21 protein-coding genes and 3 pseudogenes are annotated in these 24310 nt (G+C 67.1%); 7 read left to right on the top strand and 17 right to left on the bottom strand.

The genetic code is table 11. The features are described from left to right. Nucleotides 1–288 precede the first annotated feature (288 nt). Complete coding sequence (locus tag WMF46_RS10500; protein WP_437985480.1) at nt 289–1554, top strand: alpha/beta hydrolase; 1266 nt, start codon at nt 289–291, stop codon at nt 1552–1554. A gap of 193 nt (nt 1555–1747) precedes the next feature. On the opposite strand, the gene WMF46_RS10495 is transcribed toward WMF46_RS10500, so the two are convergent. The 9 genes and pseudogenes from WMF46_RS10495 to WMF46_RS10455 all read right to left on the bottom strand — a co-directional run bounded on the left by WMF46_RS10495 (nt 1748) and on the right by WMF46_RS10455 (nt 9597). Further along, complete coding sequence (locus tag WMF46_RS10495; protein ID WP_437985479.1) at nt 1748–1927, bottom strand: hypothetical protein; 180 nt, start codon at nt 1925–1927, stop codon at nt 1748–1750. Between the two features lie 87 nt (nt 1928–2014). Next, entirely contained in the window at nt 2015–3511 is a 1497-nt protein-coding gene (gene ltrA, locus WMF46_RS10490) for a group II intron reverse transcriptase/maturase (RefSeq protein WP_437987881.1), read from the bottom strand. A 716-nt stretch (nt 3512–4227) separates the two neighbouring features. After that, nucleotides 4228–4473, bottom strand: a complete 246-nt coding sequence (locus WMF46_RS10485) for a transposase domain-containing protein (RefSeq protein WP_437987880.1) — start codon at nt 4471–4473, stop codon at nt 4228–4230. Between the two features lie 36 nt (nt 4474–4509). After that, nucleotides 4510–4782 (bottom strand): annotated as a pseudogene (locus WMF46_RS10480) (IS66 family transposase); the annotation flags it as partial. 115 nt (nt 4783–4897) lie between these two features. Further along, a pseudogene (locus WMF46_RS10475) lies at nt 4898–5848 on the bottom strand (IS66 family transposase); the annotation flags it as partial. 120 nt (nt 5849–5968) lie between these two features. Beyond that, nucleotides 5969–6340: an IS66 family insertion sequence element accessory protein TnpB gene (tnpB, locus tag WMF46_RS10470; protein ID WP_437985478.1), complete on the bottom strand. Its 372-nt coding sequence runs from the start codon at nt 6338–6340 to the stop codon at nt 5969–5971. Continuing rightward, nucleotides 6337–6678 (bottom strand): IS66 family insertion sequence element accessory protein TnpA, encoded by a 342-nt coding sequence (gene tnpA / locus WMF46_RS10465; RefSeq protein ID WP_437985477.1) that lies wholly within the window; start codon nt 6676–6678, stop codon nt 6337–6339. The genes tnpB and tnpA overlap by 4 nt, the downstream gene beginning before the upstream one ends. Nucleotides 6679–6951: 273 nt before the next feature. Beyond that, nucleotides 6952–7164, bottom strand: coding sequence for an acetamidase/formamidase family protein (locus WMF46_RS10460; protein ID WP_437985476.1), 213 nt, complete (start codon nt 7162–7164; stop codon nt 6952–6954). Between the two features lie 66 nt (nt 7165–7230). Continuing rightward, nucleotides 7231–9597, bottom strand: a complete 2367-nt coding sequence (locus WMF46_RS10455; protein ID WP_437985475.1) for a protein kinase domain-containing protein — start codon at nt 9595–9597, stop codon at nt 7231–7233. 141 nt (nt 9598–9738) lie between these two features. Between WMF46_RS10455 and WMF46_RS10450 the strand changes: the two genes are divergently transcribed. From WMF46_RS10450 to WMF46_RS10425, 6 genes and pseudogenes are all read left to right on the top strand, one after another. After that, nucleotides 9739–10065: a tyrosine-type recombinase/integrase gene (locus tag WMF46_RS10450; protein ID WP_437985474.1), complete on the top strand. Its 327-nt coding sequence runs from the start codon at nt 9739–9741 to the stop codon at nt 10063–10065. 1135 nt (nt 10066–11200) lie between these two features. After that, the gene (locus WMF46_RS10445; protein WP_437985473.1) at nt 11201–11824 is read left to right on the top strand and encodes a hypothetical protein; all 624 of its coding nucleotides are present in this window, start codon (nt 11201–11203) and stop codon (nt 11822–11824) included. A 119-nt stretch (nt 11825–11943) separates the two neighbouring features. Continuing rightward, nucleotides 11944–13299, top strand: a pseudogene (locus tag WMF46_RS10440) (DDE-type integrase/transposase/recombinase). Next, nucleotides 13296–13811 (top strand): AAA family ATPase, encoded by a 516-nt coding sequence (locus WMF46_RS10435; RefSeq protein WP_437982946.1) that lies wholly within the window; start codon nt 13296–13298, stop codon nt 13809–13811. Before WMF46_RS10440 ends, WMF46_RS10435 begins: the two are co-directional and overlap by 4 nt. Nucleotides 13812–14296: 485 nt before the next feature. Next, on the top strand, nt 14297–15886 hold the full coding sequence (ltrA, locus tag WMF46_RS10430; RefSeq protein WP_437982945.1) for a group II intron reverse transcriptase/maturase: 1590 nt from the start codon (nt 14297–14299) through the stop codon (nt 15884–15886). Between the two features lie 6 nt (nt 15887–15892). After that, nucleotides 15893–16339: a hypothetical protein gene (locus tag WMF46_RS10425; protein ID WP_437982944.1), complete on the top strand. Its 447-nt coding sequence runs from the start codon at nt 15893–15895 to the stop codon at nt 16337–16339. Nucleotides 16340–16581: 242 nt separating this feature from the next. Here WMF46_RS10425 and WMF46_RS10420 read toward each other — a convergent pair whose 3' ends face one another. The 8 genes from WMF46_RS10420 to WMF46_RS10385 all read right to left on the bottom strand — a co-directional run bounded on the left by WMF46_RS10420 (nt 16582) and on the right by WMF46_RS10385 (nt 24309). After that, nucleotides 16582–17631 (bottom strand): IS701 family transposase, encoded by a 1050-nt coding sequence (locus WMF46_RS10420; RefSeq protein ID WP_437985472.1) that lies wholly within the window; start codon nt 17629–17631, stop codon nt 16582–16584. 49 nt (nt 17632–17680) lie between these two features. Beyond that, complete coding sequence (locus tag WMF46_RS10415) at nt 17681–17983, bottom strand: transposase (protein WP_437987879.1); 303 nt, start codon at nt 17981–17983, stop codon at nt 17681–17683. Between the two features lie 334 nt (nt 17984–18317). Then, entirely contained in the window at nt 18318–18662 is a 345-nt protein-coding gene (locus tag WMF46_RS10410; protein ID WP_437987878.1) for a helix-turn-helix domain-containing protein, read from the bottom strand. Nucleotides 18663–18872: 210 nt separating this feature from the next. After that, nucleotides 18873–19484 carry a hypothetical protein gene (locus tag WMF46_RS10405; RefSeq protein ID WP_437985471.1) on the bottom strand — a complete coding sequence of 204 codons (612 nt, stop codon included), beginning with the start codon at nt 19482–19484 and terminating at the stop codon, nt 18873–18875. A 523-nt stretch (nt 19485–20007) separates the two neighbouring features. After that, a complete protein-coding gene (locus WMF46_RS10400; RefSeq protein ID WP_437985470.1) occupies nt 20008–21030 on the bottom strand; it encodes a TauD/TfdA family dioxygenase in 1023 nt (340 codons plus the stop codon). 87 nt (nt 21031–21117) lie between these two features. Then, entirely contained in the window at nt 21118–22587 is a 1470-nt protein-coding gene (locus WMF46_RS10395) for a hypothetical protein (protein ID WP_437985469.1), read from the bottom strand. Continuing rightward, entirely contained in the window at nt 22526–23566 is a 1041-nt protein-coding gene (locus tag WMF46_RS10390) for a hypothetical protein (RefSeq protein ID WP_437985468.1), read from the bottom strand. Before WMF46_RS10390 ends, WMF46_RS10395 begins: the two co-directional genes overlap by 62 nt. Then, on the bottom strand, nt 23563–24309 hold the full coding sequence (locus tag WMF46_RS10385) for a nucleotidyltransferase domain-containing protein (RefSeq protein ID WP_437985467.1): 747 nt from the start codon (nt 24307–24309) through the stop codon (nt 23563–23565). Before WMF46_RS10385 ends, WMF46_RS10390 begins: the two co-directional genes overlap by 4 nt. Between the last annotated feature and the right edge of the window lies 1 nt (nt 24310).

The raw sequence follows: 24310 nt of genomic DNA, 5'->3' as shown, positions 1-24310 counted from the left end.
TACCATGAGAACGTTCACACGAGGCGCTTGACATCCGGATGGCGTTTGGATTCTCTAGCCCCTCGGATCGCGTTTGGATTCCCTCGCCCTGTTGCTCCTCGGAACGCCTGAAGCGTAGTTTTGCATGCCAGCTGCATGCGTGGTGCGCGACCCGTGCGTCGGCACATGCCGCTTGCTTGGGACACCACGGTGACAGTGCAAATGCGCCAAAGCACTTGTAGCGCGGTCCATGGACCTAGCGCGGGCCATGGAACTCGAGTTTGATTTTTACGCACGTTGGAGGTCCTCATGCTGTTGAAGAACTGGCCTGCCGTCCTTTCGCTCTCGGTCATTTCTGTCCTCCCCGCCGCGGCGTATGCCAGCGACCCCGCTGACCTTCCCCTTCCGCCCAGGGGCTTCGATACCAGGGACAACAGCATTCCCCATGGGAAGGTGGACGTCTCCGTCAGCTATCCGACCCGAAACTACGGGATGCGGAAGGTGACGGTTTATATGCCGCCGGGGTATTCGACGAACCAGAAATACCCCGTCGTCTACCTGCATCATGGAATCGGCGGCAATGAGGTCTCCTGGATCGGCCAGGGGAGCAACGAAGGCAATGCCGACAATATCATGGACTATCTGTACTCGAAGCAGATGGCCAAACCCATGATCGTCGTGATGCCCAGCGGCAAGATGGACGGAGCGGACGATTTCGCGCGCTTCGCAAACTTCGGGGACGTCCTGCTCAAGGACCTGATCCCCTGGGTCGAGAAGACGTATTCCGCCGCCACCGATGCCGATTTGCGGGCCATCTCCGGCCTGTCAATGGGCGGGGGGCAGACCTTCAACTTCGGGTTCCCCAACACCGATGTCTTCCATTACATCGGACCGTATTCGGCTGCGCCCAATACCCAGCAGCCAAGTCAGACCATCAAGGACGTGGCTGCGGTCAAGAACAACGTGAAGCTCATCTTCATCTCTTGCGGCAGCGCAGACAACCTGATCAACAATAGCAGGAATTATCACGACTTCCTGGATCAGAACAACATCGAGCATATCTACCAGATCGAGGCGAACGAAGGCCATACCAAGACCGTCTGGAACCGCAGCTTCTACAACTTCGCCCAGCGCATTTTCCTCGAGGACGCGACGGGCGCCGGCGGGGCCGGCGGGGCGGACGGGGCCGGTGGGGCGGGTGAGACCGCGGGCAACGGCGGGGGCGCAGGGGTCGGAAGCGGTAACGGCGGGGGCGCAGGGGTCGGAAGCGGAAACGGCGGGGGCGCAGGGGTCGGAAGCGGTAACGGCGGGGGCGCAGGGGTCGGAAGTGGTAACGGCGGGGGCGTGCCCGGAAGTGGTGCCGTCACGACAGGCGCTTCTGCAACGACAGGCGGGCAGGTTTCGAGCAGTGCGAGCGGCGGCACCGACGAGGATACGCCCGTGACGGAGGACTCTGGCTGCAGCGTCTCGGTCCCCGGGTCCGAACCCGGAACGCCGCCTTGGCGCTTCGGGATCCATCTTGCGGCGCTCGGAGCCCTCCTCTTCAGCGCGCGAGCGAGACGGAATCGCGGCTGAGCGGCCGAGCGTCGCTCGAGCCCGCGATCATCCGCGAAGACTCGCTGGACGATCACTTCAGGTCACCTCATCTCGCGCCGTCGCCTGGCGTGAAGCTGCCCGACGAGGCGTCCGTGCGCGCTGCTCGAGAGCGATCCGGTGGTGCGCGCGCAGGGGGGTTTTCGCTACGAGGTGCTGCCGATGTTGTCTGCCATCACCGCGGGCCCGTGACGCGGCTCAGCCGCCGCGTGAACGGCGACTTGGGCGGATACGCCGAGACCACCCACTTGGCCACGTCCACCACCGCTCTCATACGCAGGTGGACGCCCACGCTGCACGAGCAGTAGCGCTGCTCGGGCGTGAGGCCAACCTCGCGCATCAGGTGGTCGATCATCTCGCGCACCGCATCGGGTCGCGGTAGGGACGGCCCTTCGCCCCGTCGAGCTCGGGCCGCCCCCCGCACAGATCCCAGCGAGCGGAGCTACCGCACTGGGCTCCTGCCTCGGGTACGGACGTCAAAGCGCTCGTCAGGCCAGGGATGCAGCACACGGGCGGGTGGGATCCACCGCTGCGCTAGGGCCGCCATCCGCGCCCAGTCCGTCCGGTCACGCTGACCCCGACGTCGCAGGGTGCGGTGCCACGTACGGATAACCTGGCTGCGGAAAGACGATAGCGCTAGGATGTTCGTCGGCACGGCATGGTACGCGAAGTAGCCGCGCACCACCTGTCCAAGCCAACGCCCTTGTTCGGGGATGGGCTGATGCCGGCGGATCTGCAATTCGGCTTTCACCTCCTGCAGCTTCGCCTGCATCCGCTTCTTCACCGTATGCCGAGCCAGCAGAAACTTTCCCGCCAAGCTCTTCGCGCAAATGTGCGTGAAGCCAAGGAACGAGAAGGTCTCCGCGGCTCCTTTCAGGTTTCGCTCTCGCCGATTCGCATTCGCGAATCTGCCGAATGCGATCAGCCGCGTCTTGTCAGGATGAAGAGCCAACGCGAAGCGCTGGAATCGGCCACGCATCGCGTCGAGAAACTTCACGGCATCCGGCTTGTGCTGGAATCCAACCAGGAGATCGTCGGCGTAGCGTACGACGGTCACATCGCCGTACGCGTGCCGCTTTCTCCACTGCTGAACCCACAGGTCGAAGACGTAGTGCAAGTAGATGTTCGCCAGGAGGGGCGACACCGTCGCCCCCTGAGGGGACCCCTGCTCGCTCGCGGTCCAGCGACCTTCCTCCATCACCCCTGCGCTCAGCCACTTCTGGATGAGGCGCAGGATCCTCCGATCCGCAACACGATGCTCGACGAACTTGACCAACCACCCGTGATCGATGGTGTTGAAGAAATCACGGATGTCAGCATCGAGCACCCAGCTCACCTTCTTCCGTAGGATCCCGACGGCAAGCGCATCCAGGGCGTGATGCGGGCTGCGCCGCGGGCGAAATCCATAGGAGAAGCCGACAAAATCCACCTCGTAGATGGCGTTCAGCACCTCGACCACGGCTCGCTGGACAAGCTTGTCTTCCAGCGAGGCGATGCCGAGCGGCCGTTGCCGCCCGTCGGCCTTCGGGATGTACACCCTCCGAGACGGTCTCGCCCGGTACGCCCCTCGATGGAGCCGCGCGTGAAGATCGAGGAGGTTGGCCTCCACGTTCTCGCCGTACTGCTCCCACGTCACGCCGTCGACTCCTGGCGCCGCCCTCTTCTGCAGCGAGAGGTAAGCGTCTCGAAGCCGATCGACCGTGACGAGGTGGAAGAGCGCCGTGAACTTTGCATTCCTGTCCTGTTGTGCCCTCTGTCGTACACGGTCGAGCGCACTGGGCGCACCTTCGATCCGGCTCTGCGTCCGGGGTGCGTTTTGCTCGTCCGTGTTCCCCTTGGCCAGACCCCTTCCCTCCACCCCCTCCGCAGCGGACGGCTCCGCCTTGTTCGAGGGCCTCGTCGGTACTATGGGCCTGTCCGACTTCCGCGAGTCGTGCATCATCGGCGTCCGGCCCCTGGCCTTCCCGATGCGGCCCGCGGCACCATCCGCCGTGGGCGACTCGTGGATCTCCCGGTTCTCGCGCAGGAAGAATCCGCACGTGCGAGGGGTCTACGACCGCGCAGGGCCGACCGGAGGCTCGCGGTAACGCCCCCGGCTGTGTTGCCTTCCGCTTCGGATAACAGCGTCAGCACCCTGGATTTCCTGATTTCGCGGCTCAATACCCTGCCCGTACGTACCCCTGTCAACGCTTCACCTGCCCCCTTGCGGGTGCAGGCGCATGACTCGGGGCCGTCGTGGTTCGCTACTCCTTCGACGTAAGGTGCTTTCATCCTCATCTTCCTGCCGGTTTATCCCGGCGCACTATCCGTTCGGTAGAGCCCATCCTGACGCCGAGCAGACCAGGGACATAGGCTTGCCGTGCGATGCGAGAGCGACGGCAGGGCGCGGGCAACAACGACGAGACCGGACTGAGGGGTCCCGAAGCGAGGCCCGAGGAGCGCGCGGCCGATGACGTCGGCGTGCGAAGGCGGCGCCCCAGCAAGTCGAGCGTATCTGCCGTGGAGGCCGAGGCGCGGAAGAGCGGCCGCAAGCGGCGCGCGCCGACGATGGACGCCGGACAGACCGCGCCGCCTCGCCAGCGCCGGCGAGCGGTGCCCGAGGCCAGCGCGACGTCGCTGGAGGCTACCGGCGGCGCAGAGCAAGCGCCGAAGCGCTCACCTGGTCAGCGTGGCCGGCGCCCAGGTCCACGGGCTGGCAGCGAGCCGCTGCCGAGCGTCGGTGTTCTCGAGGGTCTGCTTCCAGGACTTGGGAGCGAGCTCGAGGACCCGATCGCGCGGCCAGCTCGACAGCAGGATCAGCACATCGCGCAAGTAGGCCCACGGGTCGAGTTGGTGCAAGGCGCAGGATGCGATCAGCGACACGATGATGGCGTTCCACTCCGCCCCGTCGTCGCTGCCCACGAAAATCCAGTTCTTTCGACCGAGTGCCTCTCTACGGAGCTCGAGTTCACTGCGGTTGTTGTCCAGGCGAAGCCGCCCGTCCTCAACGAAGCGAGTGAGCGCGGTCCACTGGTTGCGCGCATACCCGATAGCTCCAGCGATGGGGCTTCTGGGCAGCACGAGCAGCTGCTCGCTGTCGAGCCAGGCGCGGAAGGCGTCGAGCACGGGCTGGGCATGGCTCCTGCGCTGCTCGGTGCGGCGACCGGGAGCCTGGTCCTTGGTCACCTTGTCGATGGCGAAGAGCTGGTGAATGAAGCCGAGCGCCGTCATCGCACGCTCCCGATCCGAGGACATCGCTTCGAAGAAGCGTCGGCGACAATGAGCCCCAGCAGCCCACTTCCACGACCTGCTCGGTCCGGAACAGCTCCTCGTAGACGCTCGATGCGTCCGCCTGGACGTAGCCCTTGTACCCGCGGAGAAACCCCTTGGGGCCATCCTGGTTGTGACGAGGCGTGAAACGGAACAGCACGTGATCCCGGTCAGCGACGAGCACCCAGAAGTGTCCGCGCCGGCACTTGTCCTTCGCCTGCACGAGCACCCCGGTGGCGTCGATGGCGATGCAATGCGCCGAGAGCGCGTCCCTGGCCATGGCCTCGACCAGGTAGCCCAGCACCTCGGCGCACGAGCCAACCCAGCCGCAGAGCGTCGAGCGCGACAGGTGGAGCCCTTGGCGCTCGTAGATCTTCTCCTGCCGATGCAGCGGCAGATGGTCGCCGTACTTGCTCACCAGCACGTGCGCGAGCAGCCCTGGGCCGGCGAGCGACCGGGGGACGGGGCTGTCGGCCACGTCCGCAATGACGACACCGGCTTCGGGCTCGCCCCTGGTGGCAAACTTGGGTCGCACGATCTGCAGCCGTATGAAGCTCGCGGGCCTCCACTCCAGCGTCTCGGACACCTCTTCGCCAATGCGGACCATCCCGGCGGCGCGCTCGTCGCGCATCTGGATCGGGAGTAGCTCGATCCGCTCGACCGGCAGGTGCTCGGGTAGCCTCTGCCGTCCGTGCGGGGTGATCCTGCGGCCCTTGCCGCCGCCTCCGGACGAGCCCCCTGGCGCCGCGCCATGACCTTCAGGCGAGCTTGCAGGGCCAGTGTCGGCTGGCGCTGCCGCGCCCGCCGGAGCCGCTGCGCCCGCGAGCATCTGGACGATGGCGTCGAAGGCGAGCTGCATCTGCCCGGGGTCGACATGCTCGGCCTTCTGGCCGAAGATGTGGCGGCGAAGCCGCTCCAGCTCGATGCTGGCGAGCTCGTAGAGCTTGCGGTACTCGTCGCGCTCGTGCGCGGCGCGAGCCAGCTTGTCCTTTAGACCGTCAATCTGCTCTTCGAGCGACTTGCTCACGAGGCGATAAGTACTCGTGACTTTTTGCTTTTTGAAGCGGGTTGTTGCAGGAAAATGAAGGGCTCTCAAGGCAATGCAGCGCGTGCGCTGCCCGCCAGAGCGTGAAGAGCTCGGGTGAGATTAGAGGCTTGGAGGCGGTGCAGCCTCGGCGAGGCGGGCCTCTCGTCGCAGCTTCGAAGGCGCAAGAGCGATGCCCTCGAGGATCTTCGCCAGCTCGGCCGCGTCGATGACGACGCTCGTGGCTCCCGGAGTGACCGCACGCGGAGCTCGGAAGGTCCCGCGCTCGAGCCGCTTGTAGAGTAGGCAATACCCGCTGCGGTCCCACCACAGGGCCTTGCAGCGATCAGCTGCCCGGTTGAAGAAGAGAAACAGCGCGCCGGAGAGGGGATCCTGCCGCAGTACCTCGCGCACGACGGCAGCGAGGCCATCAAATGACCGGCGCAGATCGAGCGGCCCGGTGGCGACATAAATCGAGACGCGGCCCGGGATCATCGTGCGCCCCCGAGCGCACGAACGACGCGCGCCAGCGTGTCCTCGTCGAACGTCCGCGGGACGCACACGACCACCCCCTCCGGAAAGACGATCTCCAACGCCGTGCCCGGCGAGGACGTCGCCGCGCCCGATGGGGCGACCACGACCGGGAGCAACGTGGGCAGCGTCGTCTTCTCCGAGCGCTGTCGATACGCGCTCCGCTTCATCCCCAATCGGCGGCTCCAGGAGTACAGCGTCCCGGCGTTGATCCCCTCCTGCTCCGCGAACACGCGGGCGGAGTGCCCGCTCCTATGCCAGCGCGCCACGCGGTCGCGCCAGACGCCTTTGCTCTCGTCCATCGACACCTCCGGCGCGGGTTTCTAAGCGGTGCAGAGGCTCGACGACAGGATGGGGGTCGCCGAACGCGTACCCGCATCGCACGCGGCGGCCATCGGATCGGGCCCCACGCCCGTGGTGACGAAGTGTCCGCCTGCCTCGCCGCTGGGCTGAGGCGCCGGCACGTCGAGCCGTGGTGCGCGCAGCGGCAGCCGCTTCTGCAAGCCGATGCGCAGCCGCACGCGCAGCGCCGTCGCGATCGCCGTGCCGCAGACTTCACCGTCGCCCTGCGCCGCCTACGTATCACCTACAGATAGCTTCGCGCCGGGCACCTCGACGGGGAAGTACGCACGGGTGCCGCGCCCCATCTCCCGGGAGTCCAGATTTCCGCCCACGCGCCGCGGCGGGATCACGCTGTACTGGCCGGGCTCCGCGAGCGCCCCCCGATGGTTCCGATGAAGGGCCGCGTCGGCACGCGCACGCCGGGCAGGAACTCGACGCGGGGCCATAGCTGCTGAGCATCAGGAACGGCTCCGTGAAATCGCTCGCCGCCCGCCCAGCCGAGACAAGTAGTTTCAATCAGAAAATGCAAGCAAATTACCCGCATCACCGAGTGCCGAAGCGATCGACTTGACCATGTCCGGGGTCCACTCCATCATCGTCATTTCCCCGGTCACACTCACAGTATTATCCGCACGCTCGGCCCTAACCTCGAACAGGCCGCCCTTCCTCAACCTAGATGAAGCAGAATCGCTTTTCGACTTAAGATATTTCGACACATGCGAACGCGCCTGGCTTCCAGAATGAGAATACGCCACATTCACCACGAAGCGTGAATTTTCACGAGAATCATCAAATCCGCAGGTTATGGTGCAACCACGCTTCCGAAGAACAACACGATCGAGCCTGTCAAGAGCAAGATCCACACGCCAGTCGTCCTCACGCAGACGCACCACAATCTCCAAGGTTGCGAGATCGCTGGGAATAGGCAGCACACCGGATTCAATTGCCTCCGCCACCATTTCAACCTGCTGTATGAAAGCAGGCAGCGACACTCTCTTTTCCTGCGCATTCAATGTCGCTTCAGCGATCACCATGGACAGATACTCGGCAACAGCCACAAACGGGCACCGCCATCGCCCGGCAATTGACTTTGCAGTATTCGACTGAAAAGAAATTGTATTTTGAATGTTCAGTTCAGGATCAGTGCCCGTAGTGGCAAAATACAGGAGCATGCCCATACCATAAACGTCGACCGCAGTATGACGACTACTGTACCCAGCCTTCCGTGTGGAAAGCTGCTCCGGAGCCACATAATTATGGAATCGCGTTCCCGCCATCATGGACTTACCGATCGCCCCCTCGTACCAAGACAGATCGAAGTCCAAAACGACTACGTCTGGTCTTTCGATCCCCAAATCATGAACATTTCGAATCATGATATTGGCCGGCTTCAAGTCCCGGTGAAGCACTTGCTTGTTGAGCTGGTGACCGGCGAGGACGATCGAGCCAACGCGCTCGACCACACGCAAAGAATCGTTCAGCGATACGATGTCTTTAGAAGCCATGGCGTCGCTAAACGTCGGCCCGTCAACGTACTCCATCACGACGCACGCAGGAACGTCGAACGCATTCACGTACTTGACCATTCCAGAAACATTCGCGCTGGAGAGGATGCGATTTGCGCGCACCCCGCGATGAAACGATTCCAAGAAGCCAGGCTGATCGATCACGCTCTCATGAAGAACCTTAATGGCGTACAGTGAGCCGTCCACTACATCCTGAGCCTTCCAAACGCTACCGAATGCGCCCTGACCGAGTTCGGGGGCCATGAGTCGATACCCAAACAGCGTACCGTATGCGCCCCCCGGCTTGATGTGCCAGGCCATGTGAACCGATCCGCTGTAATCTGCCATAAACTTGGCAATCAGATCAACGTCAACGTCTGGCTTGCCAGAAACGGACCCCTTCAGAGCAGCGTTGAGTTTGCGCCTAATATCCTCTACCATACTAGTGCGCAAAACCTCATCAGGTGGCAGATCCTGCGGAGATATAGCATCTCCTTGGTACACGACCGAAGTATTGAGCTTTCTCGGCTGAAACGTTGCTAACTGATCCAGAATTTCGACCACGTCGGCGTGATTGTTCGAACTGCCATCGTATTCGATTATTGATAGATGGTAATTCTCGGCAAAGGCGCGCTGATCCTCGGACGGACTCGAACACAACCAATAGTGTTCCACACCTTGACTGAGCTGATCGCGAAAATCCTCCAAGAGCAACGACTGAAATGAAAAATCCCCGGGCTGAAAACCCACGATCACCATTCGCCTACTGCCGAGCATACTTCCAATCCATCGCTTATACGCGGCATTTGTCAGCAGGGCGTTACGATTCTTCATGCCGAGCACCCAACTATCGGGCCTTCGCAGCACACCATGGGGCTGGAACAGAAACGGGCGAGATAACAACAAAAACTTCTGAAATCTACTTTCGTCCAACGCAGATGCGACCTGCTCCTTCAGCCCTCCTAGCGCTCGTTCGGCCAAGGAGTCTAAGTTAAACGAAACTACGCCTGAGGGCTTCAAAGCCCAAATCCTTTTATAGGACTCCGGCACAGTATCGGAATGCAGTTTGTCGCGAACAAGTTGATTGTATCGACCTTGAGGAATGAGTTCGCGAAATTTGTCCCCAAGCAACCAGGCGTCCTGCATCTCGGCGAGCCGTTGCGTTTCCCGGTCTTTTTGCGCAGCGGGAAGCTCCTTGCTCGCTTTGATACAAGCGAGCGCCTCAATCTTCAGTGCTTCGTTCAGCTTGTTCCAACTGGGCAGCCCCGCGGGCATCGAGAGCCCTGCCCCCACGATGAACACCACATTTTTGGAAGCTTCTGCGATGAGGTAGCCAAGTTCCTGGATTGACTGCTGGGCGCGATCGTACGACATCTGATGCTCCTTAGGTCAGGTATTCATGCCTTGTGGATGCGGCCGCCATGCACCCAACGCCACGTTCAGCTGCGTGCGGGGATGCCCTGCACGCCGGCTGCAACGTGAGTAGGCGCACTCGGATTGTGAAGTTAGTTACCAATGGCAGCCACCAGCCCCGCCTGGCAATACATCTTTCCCGCCTGTCGCCCTTGCATGGATCCAGCGACTGGCCGACGGGTCGTCTACCACCGGCACGAATTGAATGTGCAAAGCGTCGTTCACGAAGACGGACGCGAGACGGGACTCACCGAGTGCGCGACATGCCATATCCTGCGTCACGTGTTCGCGACCCACCTGCACGAGGCGCGCACCGAAATCCGGGCGTTCCAAGCACTGCTCGGTCAGAAGGATGTGCGGACCACGATGAACTACGCCCACATCATCGCCTGCTGCCCTGTCATCGTCATCAGCCCATTTACCCGCTGACCGCCGCCTCAGCGTGGAGCGCCTTAACCTCCGACCCCACCCTGTCGTGCCGCCACCACTCATCGTGGGAAGGTAGCGTATCCGACGGCTACCCCGCCTTGTCAAGGAGACCAGCGCAGGAGCGTGTGGACCCCACGCCGGACGAGGGCGCGACCTGGCCCTCGATGCCCTATCCCGCTCCGAGCCGAAGAAGTAACCCTGCAACGGCCCGGCTAGTACTACAGCCGCGGTTAGGGAGCCCGGGCGCGGGCGAGCGGCCGGTTGCGGCGGCGCCGGTAGCAGCAGGCGCGAGCCTGCGCGCGCTTTCGGCGTCGCCACCTCGACCATGCCCAGCGGAACTCGGGCGAATGGGCGGGCAGCGGAAGCACCAGGTCCATCAGGCGGCGGACTTCGGGAATGCTCAAGGGCGCCAGCGTCGGCGGACCGTCGCCTTCTTCGGGCGCCGCGCGCCTTTTTTCCCCTACGTGTCAAGCGCCATCTGCTGCATCCGCTTGGCATTCTTCCCCGGCCCCGGGCGCGCCGCTTTGGGCACGAGGTCGGGGTTCATCGCCGGGGCGTACGGGAAGGCGCCCTCCGCAGGAAGCTTCGCGCGCACAAAAGCCAACCACGCCAGGGCCACCATTCCCAACGTGATGTACCGATGCCAGCTCGGCCACGATCGGACCTCGTAATGGTCGAGGCCGACGTCATCCTTCGCCTCCTCGAAGCACTGCTCGATCGTGTATTACCGCGCCCTCTCATTGATGCGGCAGCGCATCGCATCGAGCATGCTGGTTGATGGTGAGGGGTTCTGCCCAACGAGGCTGGCCATCACGGAGAGTGCTCGCTCCGCGTACGCAGCCCGGGAGGACGACTCCGGAGCGCCGCGGCGCACGATGCATTACCTCCAGACTCTTAAGATTCTCATCTCTGTTCCCTCTGAGCACGGTTACGTCGTCTCAAAGAAGCCCTTCCTGCGCGGGCGCCCCACTTCCGTTCACCGGTCGAAAATTACCACCCCTCGTCGCTCCCACGCCTGCCTCACGACGGGGTAGGCCGGCCGCTGGAGCGGAGCAGCGGCGCGGTGCCGGCCACAAAATAGGCGACGAGGAGACCTGATCTTGGCGGACAGCCTCCTCGTCGTGCTCCGGTTCTTGTGCCCAGGAATCGAAGCGGTCGCAGTGTTATCCAGAGCGCCATCGACATCAAGCGCTGGCAGCAGCAGCCGCCCACGGTCGTCGAAGCGCGGCCTGCGCGCTGCCCCGTCTGCGGCGCTGCGAGTTGTCCGCTGGGCGGCGCGATCCGGCTCCAAGGCCACGGCAGGCGTGAGCGGCAGGTCTGGGGCCCCACCAGCCCGGACCAACCCCCCGAGGTGCTCTCGGTGACCGCCCGCCGCTACCGCTGCCTCGATTGCGGCGCTGTGCTCCTCGTCGTTCCTCGCGGAGTGCTCGGCCTTCGCGTGTACAGCGCCGCCGCGATCGGCTTCGCCCTCGCGCTCTGGGGCCTGGTGCTCGCGACGGCGGCCGAGGTCCGTCGGCGCGTGGGCCCGGCGAAGATCCTCGGCGACAGCGCCGTCGCCGGCTGGGCCACGCTGCGCCGGTGGGCGCGCGATGTCGCGCAGCGACGTCTGTTTTCGGATGCCCCCGACCCAGGCCCGTCCGCCTCGCTCCGAAAGAGGGCAGCCGCCGTCGCGACATCGCTCGCGGCAAGCGCGGATCCGACGACCCGGGCGCTGCCGATCGAGCAGCGCGCCTTCTTCGGCGCCGCGCGTGCGGCGTGATGGTCTTTGCCCCCGAGGAGACCCCCTCGTACAGCCCACCTGAGAGGATCCCTGCCGAAAACGCCGTCGATCCCGGACAAGGACCGCGCGCCAGCAAGGCGCAGAAAGGACCTGTCCGAATGGCCCTCGGCCCCGCCGACCACGCCGAGACCGTCGCGCTCTATCGCGCCACGGTCATCGGCCCTCTCATGCACCGCGTGCTCACCCACGGCCAGCTCGCCGCCGAGCTGCGCACGCTCAGCGAGCAGCGGTTTCGACCGCCGGGCGCGCACAGCACGCGCACCTACTCGGTGCCCACGCTCGAGCGCTGGCTGTACGCGTATCGCTCCGCTGGCCTCGACGGCCTGCGCCCGCAGCCGCGCAGCGATCGCGGCTTCGCGTAGGACCTGTCGGAAGAGCTGCGCACGCTGCTGCTCGACATCCGGCGCGAGCATCCCTACGCCTCGGTGCCGCTCATCCTCAAGACGCTCGTCGACGAGGGGCGGCTCGAAGCAACCCAGGTCTCCGAGCCCACCGTACGCCGACTGTACGCGGCGCACGGCCTTCGCCGCCGCGCCGCGCGCGCCGAGGGAGAGCCGAAGACGCGGCTGCGCTGGCAAGCCGAGCGCCCCGGCGCCCTCTGGCACGGCGATGTCTGCCACGTGACCGGCTGCACCGTCGGTGGCAAAGCGATGCCGCTCCGCATCCACGGGCTGCTTGACGACGCCTCTCGTTACGTCGTGGCGCTCGAGGCGCACACGACGGAGAAGGAGGTCGACATGCTCGCCATGACCGTCGACGCCCTGCGCCGCCACGGCAAGCCCGACGCGCTCTATCTCGACAACGGCTCCACTTACCGCGGCGACGTCCTCAAAACCGCGTGCGCCCGGCTCGGCATCGCCCTCCTGCACGCCAAACCGTACGACCCAGAGGCGCGTGGCAAGATGGAGCGTTTCTGGCGCACGCTGCGCGAAGGGTGCCTTACGTACCTCGGCGCCGTGGCGTCGCTCGTGGACATCAACACGACGCTCCGCGCCTTCCTCGAAAGGCGTTACCACCCGGCGCCGCACGCTGGCCTGCTCGGCCAGACCCCAGCGAAGGTCTATGCGGCCCGCCCGGCCGCCGAGGGCGGCGTCGACGAAAAGGCGCTGCGCGTGGCGCTCACCGAGCGCACCCGGCGCCGCGTCTCGGGCGACAACATCGTCTCTGTCGACGGCGTCGCCTGGCAGCTCGATCAAGGCTACCTCGCTGGCCAGATCGTCTCCGTCGCCCGGTGCTTCGTCGCGCCCGACGAGCCGCCGTGGGTCGAGCACGAGGGCAAGCGCCTGGTGCTGCATCCGGTCGACCCGCAGCGCAACGCGCGGCGCAAGCGGCTGCCGTGCGGCGGGCCTGCGGTGGACAAGCCGACACGCCCGGTGGACTTCAACCCCGCGTGGACTCTCGGCCGCTCGACGGGCACTGGTGCCGACACGAGCGAGCGCGGAGGTGAGACGTGAGCGAGTCCTACGTCCGCTTCTTCACCCTCTCCGCCGCACCCTTCTCCAAGGAGATCCAGGACGGCGACCTGTGGCTGCCGCCCTCCAAGGAGCAGCTCGTCGAGGAGGTGTGCGAGGCCGTGCACGAGCACGCCCAAGTGCTGCTGGTCGGCGAGCCCGGTGCCGGAAAGACGTGTGTGCTGCGGGCAGTGCGTCATCGATTGCCGCAGGCAGGCTTCCGGCTGACCTACTGCCACAACGCCACGCTGGGTCGCCGCGACTTCTATCGCCAGCTCTGCCATGCCCTCGGCCTCAACCCCGCTGCGACCGCGGCGGCCGTATTCTACGCTGTCAGCGCGCATATCGAGACCCTCGGCCGCGAGCGCATCCACCCGGTTTTCCTGCTGGATGAAGCGCACCTGCTCCACCAAGACACGCTCGATCATCTCCACATCTTGTTGAACGTGCGCCGTGAGGCGCTGATACGACCGGGGACCACAAGGGGTCCCCCTCACCTGGGTCGAGCTGGGTGAAGAAGGGCGCCGCGAACGTCTCCGGGGACTGGACCGGAGGCCTGCAACAGCCGAGCGGCGTGAAGAGCCGGCGCAGGGAGCCATTGGCGACCGAGGCCGGTGACCGAAGGTGCCACGGTGAGAGCCGCATGAACGATCGTTCAGGCAAATCGAAGTCGGTGTTGGAACCCTCTGTACGGAAGGATGCCCCGCCTCGCGCGGGTTTGCAGCCAGAGCCTGGTTGTCAGTTGAAAACGACTGGGTGTGCCCAGCCTGGGCACGCCGGCTCCCAGCCTCGAACGGGAGACCGGTCCGCGCTGCCAGGGGCAAAGCCGACCACCTACCGCACCACGGGTTGTATCAGTGAACACGGGAACCTCGATCCGGGCGCCAGCGCCGCAAGCGTTGGCAAGCCGACAGGTCCGGCCATGTCTCGGACGAGGGGCGGAGCCCCCGTAGTAGTCGGAGCGCGGGAAAGCCGCGTACAAGGCGAAGGGGGGCAGTCGATGGGGACGGCTCACGCTGCGCCGGGGAAAGCCGTGTATGCGGCATCTCAGTCCGATTTGGACTGGCTCCGGAGCGTACAACGTGAGCTACACCGGCGAAGTAGCGAAGATCCGGATTACGTATTTCGCAAGCTGTGGGGGTTCATTGTCGATCCTCGCACGTTGCGATGCGCCCTTCACCGCGTGGCTCGCAACCGTGGGAGCCGCACGGCGGGCGTAGACGGAATCACGATGGGGAGCCTCATCCGGGACATCGGCGCGGAGCTCTTCGCGCAGAAACTGCGGGAGGAGTTGAGGTGCCGAACCTACCGGCCGAGTCCAGTGCGTCGGGTGCTCATCCCGAAGACAGGTCAGCCTGGTAAGTACCGTCCGCTGGGCATCCCCACCGTCCAGGATCGTGTCGTGCAGGCAGCGTTGAAGAGCATCCTCGAGCCGATCTTTGAGGCGGACTTCTTCCCCGTCTCATACGGCTTCCGCCCTGGGCGCGGCGTCCATGGAGCGCTTGAGCATCTCCGGATGCTTCTGCGTCCCCGGCCTATCCGCGAACAGGGCAAGGCTGCGAATCGGCTTCCATACCAATGGGCCATTGAGGGAGATATAAAGGGGTGCTTCGACAACATCAACCATCACGCGCTGATGAACCGGGTGCGCCGGCGCATCGGCGATCTCAAGGTGAATCGGTTGGTGAGCGCCTTCCTGAAGGCGGGCGTCCTGTCCGAGGAGCAATTCTCCCGGACGGAGGCAGGCACCCCGCAAGGAGGGATCCTGTCTCCCCTCCTCGCGAACATCGCGCTCAGCGTGATCGAGGAACGGTACGAGCGACACGTGTGGCCACGCCGCACGCCGACGCTTCGTACCGATCCGGAGACGATTACACGGCGGGCCAACGAGAGACGTACCACCGACAGGCGGCGCGGTCTCCCGGTGTTCGTCCCTATTCGGTATGCGGATGACTTCATCCTTCTCGTCGGCGCACCGCCCGGCCCGCAGCAACAAGCGGACGCCGAGCGATATGCAAACGAGGAGAAGTCTGCGCTGGCCGCCTTCCTGAAGAACGAGTTAGGATTGGAGCTGTCGGAAGCGAAAACGCTCGTGACCCCGGTCACGAGACCCATGCGCTTCCTGGGCCACCATATCCTGGTACGGCGACATCCCGGCCACCGCCGGATGGTGAGCGCCAGCCTCGTTCCGAAGGAACGCAGCAAGCTCTTCCGGGAGCGCGTGAAGCGGCTGTTCTCGAACTCCACGAAGAACCAGTCGTTGAGCAAGCAACTCCGGAAGCTCAACCCCATGCTGCGAGGCTGGGCGAACTTCTACCGGCATGCTTGGGGTGCGAAGAAGGTGTTCAACTTCCTCGACCACTATGTCTGGTGGACGGTCGCCCGCTGGCTCACGAAGAAGCATCGGCTCTCCCTGAAGCGCCTCGCCAGACGCTACGGCTGGCGAAAGCCAGGTGGCCGATGCGTGCGCTGGAAGGACGGAGAGGTTACCCTCTTCGAGACCTCCCAGCTCACTGTTGAGCAATACAAGCTGGGGTGGATGCACGCGCCGTACTTCGCTACAAACGTCGATAGAGAGCCCGGTGCATAACGAAAGGTGCACGCCGGGTTCGGAGGGGGGCGGCCGGAGACCGATCTGGCGCAAGCCAGACACGGCGCCGGCCGCCCACCCACCTACGAATGGGACAGCCGCGCCCTGTTGTCGCTGATCCTGGTAGGGCTCTCTGACCTCCAAGACCGGCTTGAGCTGCGCAAAAACCGCTCGCTATATTCCCGCATCGAGCGCCGTCTGTCCATTGGTGCGATGGTCCCCGACGATACCGGAGAGTACGTGCGGCTCCGGATGAGCCGCGCCGGCGCCGATCGCGATGTCTTCACCTCGGACGCTCTGACGCTGCTCCACGAGGCGGCTGGCTCGAGTCTGCGCGAGATCGACCGCATGGCCACCGCCGCGCTGCGCGAGGCGGCGCGACGGAAGAAGAAGCTCGTCGAGCGTGACGTGATGGCGCGCATCGTCGGCGACCTGGGGACGGACGGCAGCTGACGCTGACCGACACGACGGGCGCCCCCTCGGCGCTGGCGAAGGGACACCTCGCCGGCGCCGACGGCCACCAACCATGATGGCCATTGCGAGCTGCCCTGCGGCGCGCGTCCGAACGATGGCCATCGCTCTCCTTGACCGCAACCGCGCACGCCCGCGATGACCATCAAGCGGCCTGCTCGGCGGACCATCAGCCAGCCTGAGCGTCAACATCGTGTAGCGCGTGGAAGCCACGTGCGCGAGCGTTACCAGCGGTGTGTCGGCTCCGGCGTTGGACAGGTAGTAGTAGGCCACTTCCGACGGCTTCGAGACAGAGCGGCGGGCCAGGAGCCAGAGTTCGTCGGCCGGCAAGCGCCGACGGCTGTCGACGACGCGGCGCGGGCCCAGTCGTACTCGATGGGTCCCTTCTCGCCTTGATGGACGGCAAGGCGATGCCATTGCTTCGGCGACCACTGCGCCGCCACTTTTGCCACGGTGGAGGCGTGCGGCGTGCCCGGTGCAAGACGAGTGCGCGTGCGGAGCGGACCACGAGGGTGTTCGCGTTCGGTCGGGGGTTCCGCGACCGCGGGTCGCTGGGGCCATACCGGCGTGCTCGAGATGACCGCGAGAACATACTGATGGCCCTGCGCGGCGATGCCGTCGCGAAGCACGGGGTCGTCCCCGTAGACTTCATCGCCTGTGACCCACGCCATCGGTACACCACGCTGCCAGGCGCCATGCAGCATCTGCATCGCCAGCTGCGGCTTGGTCTGGAATGCGACATCCTCCGGAACGTGAGCGTCCTGCCTCCGCGCCGGATCGCTGCACCACGCTTCTGGCAAGTAAAGGCGACGATCCAGAATCACATATCCACGTGGGCTGGTGTAGCTGAGGAACACACCGATCTGGCAGTTCTCGATCTTGCCTGCCGTCCCGCTGTATTGCCGCTGCACGCCGACGGATTTCGTGCCTTTCTTGAGGAAGCCCGTTTCATCCAGTACGCCGATGCCCTGCGGATCGCCGAACTGCTCGATCGTGAAGTCCAGCAGGAGATCGCGCGCCGCATCCGCGCTCCAGTCCGCACTGTACAGCAGCCGCTGCACGCGATCGGGCGTGCGGTCCCCGATGGCCTCGGCGAACTGCCAACCGTTCCGCCGCGCCACCGGCCCCGTCAGCGAGCGCACGTACTTGATCGCCTGCTCGCGCGGCTCGCTGCGCGCGAACAGCGCCGCGAATCGCGCGTGAAATGCCTCAAAATCTGCTGCCATCGCGTCCCACGCCAACGCGGCTGGCAGCTCGCTCGCCCCCGGATCCATGGGCGGATCCTGGGTCCAACCTGATCGATGTCGAGGTGCGGCTGTAGTACTAGAGCGAGGAGCAGGTCCGAGGGACACAGTACCCGCAGTGGTTGAACCAGCCGCGAGCGTCCGCCGGAGTGATCGCGCCGATCGCATGCCCCATCGACTTGTAGACGGCTGAGGGCGATCGAGGCGCGTCCGCTCGGATCGACTCTTTGATCTTGGAACCACAATTCTCGACCGGAGAAAAGTCCGGGGAGTAGGGCGGCAGGTACCTCAGCTTCGCGCCAGCGCCTTCGATCGCTTCGCGAACCCCCCGCGTGCGGTGCGCTCCGAGGTTGTCCGCGATGACGACTTGGCCTGGCCTCAGCGCCGGTACGAGCTGTCCCTCGGACGTACGCGCGGAAGGCTACGCCGTCCATGGTGCCCTCGAACGCGAAGGGAGCGACGACACCATCGAGGGCCAGCCCGATCGTAAGCGTGATCATCGGGTCGGTGTTGATCGGCACCGCACCGTGGGCACGGATTCCCCGTGGTGCCCATGCGTGCCTCCGCCTCATGCCCAGACTGGCCCCAAATTCATCAATAAAAACCAGTTCTTATGGATCGAGCCGAGCGAGCTTCTTTGCGAAGGCCTGGCGAGCCGCTGTCACATCTTCCGTGTCGCGCTCGGCTGCGTGGAGCGCTTTTTTTCCGGGTGATGTTCAGGCGCCGCAACGCCCGGCCGACGGTATGGCGGCGATGTGATCACGGCGCGCGAGCGGGTCAGCCAAATCGTCCAGGGTCGCGTCGGAGGACGTCGCCACGAGCGACCTCAGGTGATCCAGGGCTTGCCCGTTGATCTTCGGCCGCGGCCCGTTCGCGCGAGGGCGCGGCCCGTTCGCGCGAGGGCGCGGCGCAACGCTGCCGGTCGTCCGGTAGAGCGTGAGATAGGACTGCACAGTTTTCGGTGCGACTTCAAACTGCTCAGCCAGGTCGCGCACCGATCCTTCCCCATTCTCGTACGCCTTGACGATGCGCTCTCGAAGGTCGAGTCCGCAGGGTCGCATCCTTGCTGCCGCCCTGCGAAGGGGATGCAAGCAGAGCGTGCACGTCGGACCTGCTCCCCGCTCTAGTACTACAGCCGCACGTCGGTGAGCGCCGAACGAGCTGGGCTTCACCAGTGTGCGGACGAGCCAAGCGTCACGATCGTCCGCCCGCTCATCGAAATCCGCGGAGATGCCGCGACGTGCGGCTGTGGTACTAGCGCGAGCAGGCGTCTACTCCGGCCAGACCTCGATCCAGACGAACAGCACCTGTCCGGCGGCCTGGTTGTCGACCGCCACCGGATAGACCGTGCGCGTTCGGAGCGCCTCGACGAGGTGACCGTGGTGGATCGCGAACCGCCCGATGAAGTCGTCGTTCACGAGGTCCCTGTCGATGAGCTCACCGCTCAGATGGACATCCGGCGTGAGCGGCACGCGGTACCAGGTCGGCGGTCCCTTCCATCCGGGCGTGCAGGTGTCGCGTTGCCCCGGGCGATCCAGCGCGCGCCTCCCGAGCGACCGGCCGCCCACGAACAGCTCCGCCGAGCCGAAGGGCTCCGGCGGCTCGGTCCCCGCCCCTGCCGCCTCCGCCGCGAAGCCGGCCACGCTGGCGGCCGCCGCGACAGGGTGCTTCGTGCGGAGCAGGCCGCCGATGGCGGTGAGCGCCTCCGCCGGGACCGCGCCCATGCCGTCCCATTGACGGCCGTCCGCCTTTGCCGGGCTGATGACCGCGCCGTCGATGGAGATGCGGACATGCGCCGGCAGCGGCGGCGCCGCCGGCCTGCACGCCGCGCAGCCAAGGGCGATCCCGCACAGCGCGGCCGCTCCGAGAGGACGTGACGCCATGCCTCGAGAGCGTATCCCGGCGGCCGCGCCGCACCAACGTCCTTGGTCGCGCGCGGGCGGCCATGCACGCCAACGGCGTAGGCCCCGATCACCAAGAACCTCGCGTCAACGGCGCACAGGGCGGAAATCAGATCGAGGAAGTCTTCGTTCATGGGCGGATCCCGGGAAGGCCAGCTCGAACAGCTCCTGACTTAGCTTCCAGGTGACCTCGGCACGCTGGTGGATGGGGATGGAGCTCCAGAAGAGGGCGTCCGCTTCCGCTTGCGCCTCGTCCTCTCCTGGCCGAAAGACGCGCATCATCCAGCCCGCGCGGGCCAACCGCCGCGCTTCCGCAGCCTCATCACCTGCGCTCATGGCCACACGGTACCATGCCGCTTGGCGCAGCCGATGGGCAGGCCAGCGCAGCTGCGACCGCATCGACCCGGCGGGCGTCCACAGCGCCGTCCACGCAGCTTCCGCCCGCTCGGCGGGCTCTTCCTCGCACGCTGCACGCTACCAGGCTGTCAGCCGGCGCAAGCGCGGCTCACCCGCGGCTCATCCGCCCGAGCGCCTCGGCCAGCGCGCTGTCGTCCGCGCCCTCCGCGTCGCCCGAGAGCGCCTCCTCCGCGGCGGCGAGCGCCGCGTCGCGGAGGCGGTAGAGCTCGGGCTCGGGGATGCGCTCGCGCGCGGCGAGCACGCCCGGCGGGACGCCGCGCAGCATCTCCAGGACCAGGCCCAGGCGGCGGCGGGCCTCGGGCAGCGGCGGCGCACCCAGGCCGAGCCGCCGCCGCGTGGCCCGCGGCGCTCCGGCGAGACGGCGCGCGGCAGCCTCGGCGACCTCCGCGGCGAGCGCGTTGTACGCCGGCGGCGACGGGAGCCGCGCCTCCGTCCAGACGAGCAGCCGCACGAACTCGCGCGCCCCCTCGAACGCCCGCCGCCCGTGCAGCATGCGCCGGTTGTCGACGACCAGGATGTCCGCCGGGCCCAGCGACAGCTCGATCACCTCGCGTCGCGACGCCTCGACGAACCGCGCGAGGCGCGCGGCGATTCCGTCCCCCGGCGGCACGACCGGCGCGTGCGTGAGCGCGAGCGCGCCGCCGCGGAGCGACACCGTGGGCCCGAAGAAGTCGCCGAAGACGAACGGGATGCGCCTGTACACAGTGAAGAGCGCGCGGAAGAGCTCGGGATCGGCGCGCTCGATGGCCGAGAGCAGCGGCCAGCCGTCGAGCAGGAGGCAGCCGCCGCCGCGCTCCGCCGGCCTGACACAGGCCATGATCTGCACCGCCGGAGGCGCGCCCGCGTAGCACTGGCTGTCGGTGTGGAGCGGCGCCGCCGCGGAGCTCGCGGCGAACGACCTGCCGCCCGGCACGGCCTTGATCGGCTGCCGCTCCACAAGGAGCGGCCTGGCCCCGAGGAGCCGCTCGGCGAAGCTCCACGGCGCCCGCGCGGCCTCCTCCGGCGCCAGCGCCGCGTCGCCGCGGAGGACCGAGAAGCCGCGCGCCGCGAGCTCGTCGAAGAGCCTCGCCGGACCGCCCTCCGGCCCGGGCCAGATCCATCGCTCGCTCATGGGCGCGCTCCGCGAGGGGGCTCGAAGGGGAAGATCATCCTATTTATCCAGCACAACCAGGCCCGCTGGCCGCGCCGTCCGCCCCGCTCATGCATCGAGAAAGCGGGCCTCCCGGAAGCCGGCCCGGAGCAGATCGCGCGGGATGGGCACGATCCGGAGCAACGGCGCGCCCTCGGGCACCTCGATCGGCGCCCCGAGCCGGCGCACGTGGAACACCGCCGGGGTCGCGAAGAACGCGTCGGTCGCGACCACGCCGCGCATCACGTCGTAGCCGTCGCCGTTGACGCCGTCGAGCAGGCTGGACCAGCCCGGCGGCGTCCGGGTGAACGCCCACGGCTTCACGAAGAAGTGCGGCTCGCCCGGCGGATGCGGCGTGAAGTACTTCGTCAGGTACCAGAGCGCCCCGCGGTTCGCGGCGAGGAAATCGTCGCCGAAGGCCTGCGCGAACGCGCGCTCCACCGCGGCCGCCCCGTCGGCGAGGCGCGGCGCCTCCGGCGCGACGGCGAGCGTGTGCCCGTCGAACGTCGCGCGGAACGGGACGGCGTTCCTCACCACGATCGACGCGAGCCGCCGAGCACCCCCGCGCCAGGGGACCGGATCCGGCCCGGCCGCGGTCGTGACCTCGGTCACCTCGGTGATCTCCGGCGCCGCCGGCCCGGCGACGACCAGCCGCACGCGCGCCGGCCCTGCGCTCCCCACGCCCGCGCGCCCCTCGCCCGCCCTTCCCTCGCCCGCCCTTCCCCCGCCCGCGCTCTCCCCGCCCGCGCTCGCGTTCCGCCCAACCGCCGTGCCCGCCACGAGCCGCCGGTACTTGCGGGTCACCTGGCCCTTCTTCGCCGCGAAGTACTTCGCGTCGTAGAACTCCGCGTGCGCCCGCCCCACCTCGGGCGCGTCCGCGAGCGAGCACGCCTCGATCTGCACGTCGGGGAGCACGGGCGCGATGCAGCCGATCTCCCCCTCGATCTGCAGCCGCTGCGGGGCCTCGTCGCGGACGCGCAGCTCGACCACCAGCGGGACGAACGCGCCGTCGTCGGCGAGGTACGCCTCGCTCACCTCGATCAGCGCGTTCCGGCGGTTGGCTGCCCCCGCGACGCGCAGCCACAGGCCCGGGTCGGGGCGCACCAGGAGCCCGGTCCACAGGCGCAGGCGGGGCGGGCCCAGACCCTTCCGGCACGTCCAGGCGAGGCCGCCGCGCAGCGCCCGGTGCCATGCCCCTTCCGGCGCCAGGAACCCCTGCGAGACCAGCCGGGTCAGCGCGGCGCGGTGGGCGCGGGCGAGCGCCTCGCGGTGCTCTCCCGCCGGCTCGGCGCGGAGCGACCCGAGGCGCCGCCGCACCTCGATCGGCCGCGCCAGCGTGATCTGGAGCCCGAACGCGTTGCCCTCGAGCAGCGGCACACACGCCTTCGCCACCCGGAGCGGCACCGCGCCGTCGAGATCGCCGGTGCGCCGGGTGAGCCGGCACAGGCCGAGGGCGTCGAGCACCTCGAAGCGGGCGTCACCCGCCGCAGCCACCACCACCGCCGCAGCCGCCGCCGCCGCCGCAGCCGCCGCCGCCACCGCAGCTCGACGAGCTGCAGCTCGATCCGCCGGACGAGCCGCCCCCCGTCGAGACCGGGGGGGGCGGGGTCATCGCGTAGACCATCGGCCCGAAGAGCGGCGACATCGCGAGCGCCGCCGTGCCGCTCGCGGCGACCGTCAAGCCGATGTCCACCGCCTGCCGGCGGCGGCCGCTCGCGACGTCGGAGCGGAGCGAGACGGTCGAGTCGTCGAGCCACCTGAGGTAGTCCGACTTCATGGTGCTGTAGGCGCTCGCGGTCCGCGCCACGATCCACGTGGCGACGAGCAGCGCGATCATCTCCACCACCAGGAACGCGTAGGGCCGGTCGAGCTCCTCCGCGCGGATGGCGCGGATCAGCCCCACGCCGAGCAGGCCGACGCCGACCGCCCACACCACGGCCGAGAGCGCCGTCATCCTCCCCCGCGGGCGGAGCATCCCCGCGGCGGTGAGATCGAGGCGGATCTCCTGCTCGAAGCGGGCCGCGATCTGGTCGGCGGAGGCGCGCACCTGATCGAGCGAGAGCGTCACCGTCTGCTGGCCGTGCGCGCCCCTCGACGAGAGCGAGCTGAAGAACGCCGCGAGCACCCGGTCCGGCGGGGGCGAGCCGACCAGGAGGTGGAGCGCCTGCGGCGCGTCCTTCGCGTCCCCCGCGGGCACGAGCCAGCCCGCGCCCATCGCGACCGCGATCAGCGTGGCGGCGACGCCCTTGTTCCCGTCGCGGAGGTACGCGATCGCCCAGTACTCGTCCGGCTGCGGGATCCAGCCCGCCGAGAGCCGCTGCCGCCACGCCGGTGAGCGGTACGACGCGCTCCCCGCGGGGACGCTCGCCTGCCCCGCTCGATCCAGGGAGGCGCCGACGGCGCTGCGCACCAGGATGGCGACGACGAGGCCAGAGACCGAGAGCGCCAGATAGAAGAGCAGGAACGCCGGCCCCGACGCCATGTCGAACGGGAAGAAGTCGAAGATCTCGTGGATCATCGCGCCGCCTCCGGGTGCTCCAGCCGGTCGACGTCGTCGACCGCGCGCGCGAGCAGCTCCGCCAGCGCCGCGTAGGCCGGGGCCGGCGCCTCGTGGACGCGCTTCAGCGGGGCCACGTCGACGCCGAGGAGCTTGCTCGCTCCGGCGAGCACCGTGCCCAGATCGTCGCCGCCCTCGATCCCGTGCAGGCCGAGCAGGGCGTGGAGCGCCCCGCGGATCTGCTTCACCTTGCGGGAGACCGCGCCCTTCAAGGCGTCGTCCGCGCCCATCCCGTCCACCACCGCGCGCCGGAGGCGGATCTGCGCCTCGCGCAGCTCCTGCTCGACGCGCAGGCGGCGGTTCTTGCCGTCGATCACGAGCGCCGAGAAGGGATCGCTGCCGGAGAGGAGCACGTGGCACCGGCGGATGTCGTCGTAGAGCAGCGGGAACACGTCCGCGGCCCGCGGGATCTCGGCGGCGGTGAGGATCATCGCCTCGATGCGGGCCGCGTAGCGCGCGATCTGGAGCGCGTTGGCGATCGCGTCGAGGCTCTGGCGGGAGGCCTCCTTGAGCACCACCATCAGATCGACGTCGCTCTGCCCGTCGCGGTAGCCGCCCCGCGCCGCGCTCCCGTACACGAGCAGGCACGAAAGCTCGTCGCCGAGCGTCCGCTCCAGGCTCTCCTTGAGCTCGACGAGCCGCGCCTGCACCGGCGCCGGCAACCTGGAGACGGCGCTCCCCGTGGCGATGGATCCCTCGTTCATT

The organism is Sorangium sp. So ce117 (genome assembly GCF_051524395.1).
Lineage (GTDB): Bacteria > Myxococcota_A > Polyangia > Polyangiales > Polyangiaceae > Sorangium > Sorangium cellulosum_B.
Note: the sequence above shows the minus strand (reverse complement) of the source record. Positions and strands in the feature narration are given on the sequence as shown.